General features: G+C 61.3%; 5 protein-coding genes and 1 pseudogene. 5 read left to right on the top strand and 1 reads right to left on the bottom strand.

Features of this window, described 5'->3' with window-relative positions; all coding sequences use genetic code 11:
- Nucleotides 1–351 precede the first annotated feature (351 nt).
- The 3 genes from WFI16_RS23670 to WFI16_RS23660 all read left to right on the top strand — a co-directional run bounded on the left by WFI16_RS23670 (nucleotide 352) and on the right by WFI16_RS23660 (nucleotide 1894).
- On the top strand, nucleotides 352–993 hold the full coding sequence (locus tag WFI16_RS23670) for a response regulator transcription factor (RefSeq protein WP_419900317.1): 642 nt from the start codon (nucleotides 352–354) through the stop codon (nucleotides 991–993).
- Between the two features lie 314 nt (nucleotides 994–1307).
- The gene (locus WFI16_RS23665) at nucleotides 1308–1610 is read left to right on the top strand and encodes a hypothetical protein (protein ID WP_419900316.1); all 303 of its coding nucleotides are present in this window, start codon (nucleotides 1308–1310) and stop codon (nucleotides 1608–1610) included.
- The gene (locus tag WFI16_RS23660; RefSeq protein ID WP_419900315.1) at nucleotides 1598–1894 is read left to right on the top strand and encodes a hypothetical protein; all 297 of its coding nucleotides are present in this window, start codon (nucleotides 1598–1600) and stop codon (nucleotides 1892–1894) included. Before WFI16_RS23665 ends, WFI16_RS23660 begins: the two co-directional genes overlap by 13 nt.
- 1330 nt (nucleotides 1895–3224) lie before the next feature.
- Here the strand turns inward: WFI16_RS23660 and WFI16_RS23655 are convergent.
- Nucleotides 3225–3498 (bottom strand): annotated as a pseudogene (locus WFI16_RS23655) (IS5/IS1182 family transposase); the annotation flags it as partial.
- On the opposite strand from WFI16_RS23655, the gene WFI16_RS23650 reads away from it, so the two are divergent.
- Nucleotides 3454–3987: a DDE-type integrase/transposase/recombinase gene (locus tag WFI16_RS23650; protein WP_419900321.1), complete on the top strand. Its 534-nt coding sequence runs from the start codon at nucleotides 3454–3456 to the stop codon at nucleotides 3985–3987. The pseudogene WFI16_RS23655 and the gene WFI16_RS23650 sit on opposite strands and share 45 nt — an antisense overlap.
- A 596-nt stretch (nucleotides 3988–4583) precedes the next feature.
- A complete protein-coding gene (locus tag WFI16_RS23645) occupies nucleotides 4584–7922 on the top strand; it encodes a PAS domain S-box protein (RefSeq protein WP_419900314.1) in 3339 nt (1112 codons plus the stop codon).
- The last annotated feature ends 29 nt before the right edge of the window (nucleotides 7923–7951 follow it).

Genomic DNA, 7951 nt, shown 5'->3' with positions numbered 1-7951 from the left:
CCCCCCCCCCCCCCCCCCCCCCCCCCCCCCCCCCCCCCCCCCCCCCCCCCCCCCCCACCCGGAACGGAGAATTAACGTCAAACTGACTGAGGTCGAGGTTTGACAGAACCAACAGGTTGGACGCTCGGCAGATCCAGGGTCATCGTGCTTCTCTAAACAATCTACCGCTCACGCGTCCGTGATGATATCACTCGAGCCACTTGGTTTTCAAGAGGGCTAGGTAGATGGGAATGTTACTTTAGGGATAATACCATGTCCCGGCAGCGCAGGCTTGACCTTGTCGAGATCGAACAAATCTCTTAGCGATGCATCCCTTCTGTACGGTGCAGTAGGCAACAGTCAGTCTCTACAATGCTCAAAGCAAAGAATGCACCAGGCCGCCTTTCACAAAGGGATGCTGGGCGATTGATTCTGATCATTGATGATGACCAAGCGCCCCAGGGATTCGCCTCTGCGCTACTCAGGGCAGCGGGCTACGAAGTTCAGAGGTTCGCATCGAGTGGCCCAGTCTTGTCGGGATGCGCCGCACCATCGATTTGCATGCTCATCGACGCCCAGCTGGCTGGCGGAGAGGATGGCATCGCCTTGCTGGAGACCCTTCGGGGCCGCGGTGATCGTACACCTGCGATCATCGTTACGGCCCACGGCAATATCCCGCTGGCCGTTCGTGCTATACGAGCAGGCGCTTTGGATGTAATCGAAAAGCCGTACTCCCCTCTTCGCATGCTGTCGGCGATTTCGGAGGCTGCCCATGCCGGAACGGCAGCAGCTCGCTCCGCCGCCTTGATTGCGACGTTAACGCCCCGTGAAAAGCAGGTTCTTGTCGGCCTCGTTTCTGGAAAAGCGAACAAGATGATCGCGGGTGAGCTCGGTATCAGCACTCGAACAGTTGAAGCATATCGAGCTCATCTCATGATTAAACTCGACTGCCGTTCGCTTGCCGAAGTAATACGGATTTCGAATCAGGCTGGTGTAGAAATGAGCGCGAGGTAGGATTTCGCTTTAGCGCCTACACTGACGAGGGCCAGCTGGCCTTCGTGCGGCAGATTGCCGGGGGGGGGAGGACGCGCCTGGTTTTCAACGTTCCGCGCCTGCAACGCGAGATGTTCGGCCGGTAGGGCCGCCCTTTCTGATACAAAGGGCAACCGGCCGAGGTCGCTGCCCTCAAGGAGGAGGTTCCGTTCCTCAAGGACGTGCCGCACCACTACCTCCAGGCATCTTTGGTCGACCGGCAGGCAGCATGCGGCCGCCTCCGCTTCTCCGACCCGAAGCAGCTTAACCACGAGGTCAGCGCGGGCGGGAAGTGGATGCTCTTGCGCCTGCCCATGATGGGCAAGCGCAAGGGTGACGCCGGTCAGCTGGAGGTGCGAATGCGCCGCCCGCTCCTGGGCGAGCTGCGTTCGGTCACCGTCCGGCTCGACTGTGACTGGCTGCGCGGGCAGCACCTGCACAAGGCGCCGTCGTGCACAAAGCGGGGTAGCGCGAACCGCCGCAAGGCGGCTCGCGCGCTCGGTCGCCACAAGTCGAAGGAGGCAAGGAGGAGCGCCGCGCTGCTTAAGGCGACCAGACGGCTGGCGAAAGACTATCGGCTGACGTGTTGGACAATCTGAAGATGCGCGGCATGACCGTGTCGGCGCGCGGCAGCGCCGGGAAACCAGGCCAGAACGTCGCGCGGAAGGCTGGGCTGAACCCGGCCATCCTCTCGGTGGGCGAGGGCATGGCCGAGCGCATGCTGGCCTACAAGACGCTCTGGTACGGCTTAGAGTTGCCCCCGTATGCTGCCGCACAGCACGAGCCAGACCTGCTTGCCGTGCGGGCACCGAGATACCGCGTCGCGATACAGCCAGGACGTGTTCCGCTGCACGGCGCGCAGGTTCACCGGCCACCGACCTGAGCGCGGCCAACGTCATCCTCAGCGCGGCCGCGCGGTGGAGCATACCCCAAAGGATCCTGGTTCGGGGTCAGCCTGCGTAGTCCTCTGCGAAGAGCATGGCGTCGGACCATGGAACCAAGGCTCGAGACCAGATGCCCGTCCTATAGGGAGGGGAGAAGTTACCATGTGGTCCGCATACTGGCCAAGGATGATCCTGGATTTCGACGCCTGAAGACCATGCCTGGCATTGGAGCCCTCGTCGTCACGACCTTAAGCTCGGCCTTCCATGATCACTCCTAATTCACCTGTTCGTAGAAAGTCGGTCCATGGATCGGCCTGCTCCCTCGCGCCATCACTTCGGAGAACGCAACGTGATCGGCAATATCGCACGAGCAGCAGATGCCAATCTCCGAAGCGCCTTGTGCCAGGCGGCCCCGGGCTGGTGCACCGGGGCCGAGCAAGCCGAGGCGGCCTTGGGGGGGGGGGCGGACTGGAACGCTCCTTTATCGGATGTGGGACAAAAGCACAGATTCAGTTTGGATGCACCGCGGGAATGCGCCAGCGCATGAAAACCATCCTGACGGCCGAAAACTTCTTCCGATGGCTGCCGGAGCGCCGACCTTCGAGCCTACCAGGACGGGCTTTCGATCTGACCCGGCACGAGCTCCAGCGCAGGCGTGCGCGGGACGGCGTCAAGACGCTGAGCCATCAGGAAGCCGCGGCACAGCTTGCGCGCGCAGCCCCTCTCACGCGTCGGTATTAGCTTGACGAAGGATGCCGCCACTCGCGAAGTCCTGAGCCCCGAAGATTTGCGAACAGGAAAAAAGCGAAGAATATCATGTCTTCTCTTGGCAAATAATAGTGTTCAATATTCGTTCATTTCGCCTATCGGGAATTTCTATTGAATCAAAACTCTCAAAGTGGTTTGCTTATTTTCTGAACATCCAGGAAATTTCGCCAGTTTCGCTGCAGGCCAACCCCGATTTCGTTTACTAAACAGTTCTCAAGGTCGGGTGAGGTCCGGAGGTTTGTCTGCGAGTCGGAAGATTGTTGAGGCCGCTTCGCGCCGCGAGCGAGACTAAGGTATACACACTCGATAAAGCCGGATACCCGTTGCGGCGCCAATTCATTGCGATTGCAATAGGATTTAAGGATTAGGGCGGTGAGGCCCAGAAGGTCCGGATCGTTGACTTTTGACACACTGTTTTTCCCCGTGTCCATGCAGAAGCGTTGCCACGAACCCATGAAGATGATCTTGGCTGCCAAGCCGAAATACGGCGCATCAGCTTGGCTCAGCTTCGAGCCATAGCCTCAATGTCGCAAGAGAAGAAGGCCTAAGAGCTGTGAACGTTCATTGTAGCCATATAATGGTTGCGGCGATGGTGGTCACAGCGAAATAGTTCCTCGCCGTCTTGTCGCAGCGGGTGACGATGTGCCTGAACCGCTTGAGCTTTGAGAACAGCATTCGACGAGATGGCGCTGGGCGTAGAGATGCTTGTCCAAGCTGTGCTTGCGATCCCGCGACGGATTGTTCGAGATTGCGGCGAGAGCAGCCTTCTCGACAATGACGTTGCGCGGGAATCGTAAGATGTATCGGCCAGAACGATATCCGCTGGAAGGCTGTCGCCGCGCCCGCGTCGAACCAGCGTTGGGCGTCCGTTGGCTTGGCCATCCCCTGCTGGAGCGAAGAGGTGGTCCATGTTGCGTTCACCATCGACACCCCCGACCGCGAGGTCATGGCCTGGGTTGCCACGGCGGGCGGAGGCATCAGTGGCGAGATGATCCGCGACATGATGCTGGCATGCGTTGAGAGCCGGTTCGGCGATGTCCGTGCCCCCCCCCTTCCCGTCCAGTGGCTCGCCGACAACGGCTCGCACGACACGGCCAAGGACACGGTCGACTTCGCAACCGCGCTGAACCTCGCCGCTTGCTTTACCCCACCCCGCAGACCGGAGAGCGACAGCGTCTGCGAGGCGTTTGTTAAGACCCGCCAGCGCGACTACTCCCGGGTAAACCCAAGGCCTGACGCCCTCACCCTCCTCAAGCAGCTGCCTGCTTGGTTCGAGAATTACAACACCACCCAACTCCGGCTTGCGCATGCTCTCACCCCGTGAGTTCATCGCCAGCCAACCGCCCCAACCAGCCGCCTGTCCGGTTTGACGGGAAGCACTCCACATCGAGACCAGCAGTTCCTCGCTTTGATCTCGCCCAACGCGACGCCAAGCTTCAGTGGGGGCCGGACCCATCAGCAACGAGATCGTGCCTACTCGCAGGCACCCGAAACTTCGTAGCCGCCTATCATAACCAGATCTGAGAAGATCTCTGGCGCTGGTAAGATCTGCCCAGCCGTCACTCTCGAGGAGATCGCCCCAACCGGCTGTCAAAAGCAGTGCCTGGCGCAGTGGGCCGCGATGACACCAACTCTAGGTTAATGTCCGACAGCCAATTTGTCGTTCTCGAAGCGAATGGTATCCAGAGACAATGTCAGGAGCTTCGCTGGCATGGTATCTGTTAGCCATGCGAGTCGAAGCCCTCCAGTCAGCGCAGTTTCCTTCCGAAACCCATCGGGGTGTCGCGCTGCAATTCGCTCATCATCACCATTCGCCGATGAGCGTGGTGGCGGCAGCGGACGTAGACATGCGGGTCACAACGTCGGCCTGCAAGAAGAGTGGTCGGCGACGTCGTGCACTGCGCCTAGGAATTGACTTTCATGAATAGTGCAAAGCGGATTCTTGGTTGGACCGAGGCGGAACGGCTGGAGGCTCTGGACGAATACGCCATCCTCGACACCTCACCAGAGGAAGAGTTCGACAACCTTGTACGTTTAACCGCTGACCTCCTTGAGGCGCCGGTCGCTGCGGTTTGCCTGGTTGCCAGGGATCGCCAGTGGTTCAAGGCTGAGGTTGGCCTGGGCGTGCGGGAACTGCAGCTCGGCGATACCCTTGATGCCCAGCTCATGCTGCAAACCGGAGAACTGGTCGTCTCAGACCTCGCAGATGACTCCCGCTTCGACGGCAACCCGCTGGTCACCAATGGACCTGGAATGCGGTTCTACGCGGCGGAACTCCTCCGGACGCCTGAGGGCCTGCCGCTAGGGATGCTGTGTGTGCTCGATACCAAGCCGCGGCCGCAAGGACTGACCGAACGGCAGAGCTTCATGCTGCGGACCCTCGCCCAGCAAGCTATGGGACAACTCAATTTCCGCCGGAGCCTAGCGCGGAAGGCACGCCTTCGCGCCAACCAAGCCCGCTCCGAGGCGCATCGGCGGCAAATTTTGGATAGCGCAACCGACTTCGCCATTATTAGCCTCGATTTGCAAGGTATAGTCACAGGTTGGAACGCCGGTGCTGTGAACACTATGGGCTGGGCTGAAGCCGAGATGCTTGGCAAGCCCGCCAAACTGTTCTTTACGCCGGAGGACTGCGCCTCCGGCGTTGTTGGAGCCGAAATGGACTTGGCTCGCCGTGCGGGCCGGGCCGCGGACGAACGCTGGCAGCTGCGTAAGGACGGCTCCCAGTTCTGGGCGTCGGGCGAGATGATGCCCCTGCGCGACGAGAGGGGTGATCATATAGGCTACCTCAAGGTGCTTCGCGACCGGACGGAGCAGCACCTTGCAGGTCAAGCGCTGGAGGTCATGAACGAGCGCCTCCGCCTGGCGCAGCAGGCTACGCGGGATGCGATTTGGGATTGGAGCTTCAAAGACAACAGCGTGCTTTGGAACGAGGCGTTGGAAGAAGCTTACGGTTGGCTGCCCAGCCAAGTGGAACCAACTGGTGAATGGTGGATCGCTCAGATCCACCCCGATGATCGTGACCGCATCGACCGCAGTATCCATGCGGCCATCGAGGGCGCAGGGACGGCGTGGGACGGGGAATACCGCTTCCGCCGCGCCGACGGCACATACGCCGAGGTGCTGGACCGGGGATCAGTCATTCGGACGCCGGACGGACAAGCCGTGCGCATGATCGGCGCCATGCTCGACATCAGCGAGCGAAAGCGGGCGGAGGCGGCGCTTGCTAGGAGTCATCTCGAGGCAGAGCGTCAGCGCCGTCTCTACGAGGCCATCCTTACGAACACACCGGATCTAGCTTACGTCTGGGGCCTTGATCACCGCTTCGTCTATGCCAACGAGGTCTTGCTCCAGATGTGGGGCAGGACTTGGGACGAAGCCATAGGCCGGAATTGCCTGGAGCTCGGGTACCCTGAATGGCATGCAGCCATGCATGACCGCGAGATCGAGCAGGTCATCGCCACTAAACAGCCGGTGCGTGGTGAGGTGCCATTCGACGGCGCCTTTGGGCTTCGCATCTACGACTACATCCTTGTGCCGGTCATCGGTGAGGCCGGAGAGGTCGAAGCGGTCGCTGGCACGACACGAGATGTGAGCGAGGCCAGGGAGACCGAGGCCGCATTAAAGCGGCATGGCGAGCGCATCCAGCTCGCGCTGGCTGCTGGCGCCATCGTCGGCACTTGGCACTGGGATCTACCCACCGACCGTTTCATAGTGGACGAAGGCTTCGCCCGCGCCTTCGGCCTGGATCCGGCCCTCGGACGGGTGGGCCTAAGCCTCGAGCAGGTGGTCGCAACCGTCCATCCGGAGGACAAGGCGGGGCTGGCTGCAGCCATCAAGGAGGTGATTGCTCGGGGTGGGGCGTACGCGCACCAGTACCGGGTGCGGCGTGCCGATGGAAACTACTACTGGATCGAGGCGAACGGCCGGGTCGAACACGCGCCGGACGGGACGCCCCAGAGCTTTCCTGGTGTGCTGATCGACGTGGAGGAGCGGCGCGCTGTCGAGGCGGAACGCGACCGGGCAATCCTGGAGCTTCGCGCGCTGACGGAAACGCTCGAGCAACGTGTCACCGAGCGCACGGCCGAGCTGATGCATGCCGAGGAGCAACTTCGGCAGTCTCAAAAAATGGAGGCGATGGGCCAGCTGACCGGCGGGATTGCCCACGACTTCAACAACCTGCTGACCGGTGTGACAGGCAATCTAGAGTTGCTGAGCACCCGCATAGCGCAGGGGCGCCTCAAGGACCTGGATCGCTACATCGCTGCCGCCCATGGTGCCGCTGGACGGGCTTCGGCGCTGACCCACCGGCTGCTAGCCTTCTCTCGCCGTCAGACACTGGATCCGCGGCCTACCGATGCGAACCGCCTAGTCAATGGGATTGAAGAGCTGATCCGACGCTCTGTGGGTCCCGGCATCACCGTTGAGGTGGTGGGAGCGGCGGGGCTTTGGCCAACCCTCGTCGACCCGAACCAGCTGGAAAACGCACTCCTCAACCTGTGCATCAACGCGCGCGATGCCATGCCGGACGGCGGGCGGCTGACAATCGAGACAGCAAACCGCTGGCTCGACGGCCGTTCTGGGCGTTTGCGCGACATCCCACCTGGCCAGTACATCTCGCTGTGCGTTTCGGATACAGGCACGGGCATGACCCCCGAGGTTGTCTCGAAGGCATTCGACCCGTTCTTCACTACCAAGCCGCTGGGCCAGGGAACGGGTCTCGGTCTGTCTATGATCTATGGCTTTACTCGGCAGTCGGGCGGGCAGACCCGCATCTATTCGGAAGTCGGCAAGGGCACCATGGTGTGCATGTACCTGCCCCGACACCTCGGCGTGGCCGAGACACCGGAGGCGGCCCCCGAGCTGACCCAGGTGCCTCGTGCGGAGGTCGGTGAGACCGTCCTGGTAGTGGATGACGAACCCACCGTGCGCATGCTGGTGACCGAGGTGCTGGAGGATCTCGGCTACGCCGCGCTCGAAGCTTCCGACGGAGCCGCAGGTCTCAAGCTCTTGCAGTCCGACGCACGGATCGATCTTCTTGTCAGCGATGTCGGGCTGCCCGGCGGGATGAACGGACGCCAAATGGCGGATGTTGCCCGAATAGGCCGCCCGAATCTCAAGGTGCTGTTCATCACCGGCTATGCGGAGAATGCCGTAGTAGGTGATGGGCATTTGGCGCCAGGCATACACGTACTGACGAAGCCTTTCACTTTGGAAAGCTTGGCCAGCCGCATTAAGGAACTGATTGACGAGAGATGATCCCGGGGACGCGATAAACACCCTAAGCA

This window comes from Roseomonas sp. USHLN139, assembly GCF_037145735.1.
In the GTDB taxonomy this organism is placed as follows: Bacteria; Pseudomonadota; Alphaproteobacteria; order Acetobacterales; family Acetobacteraceae; genus Pseudoroseomonas.
This window is presented reverse-complemented; position numbering and strand designations above follow the sequence as displayed.

Coding starts and splice junctions, on each gene's coding strand:
- WFI16_RS23670 (WP_419900317.1), top strand. CDS start 352: ATGCTCAAAGCAAAGAATGCACCAGGCCGCCTTTCACAAAGGGATGCT.
- WFI16_RS23665 (WP_419900316.1), top strand. CDS start 1,308: ATGCTCTTGCGCCTGCCCATGATGGGCAAGCGCAAGGGTGACGCCGGT.
- WFI16_RS23645 (WP_419900314.1), top strand. CDS start 4,584: ATGAATAGTGCAAAGCGGATTCTTGGTTGGACCGAGGCGGAACGGCTG.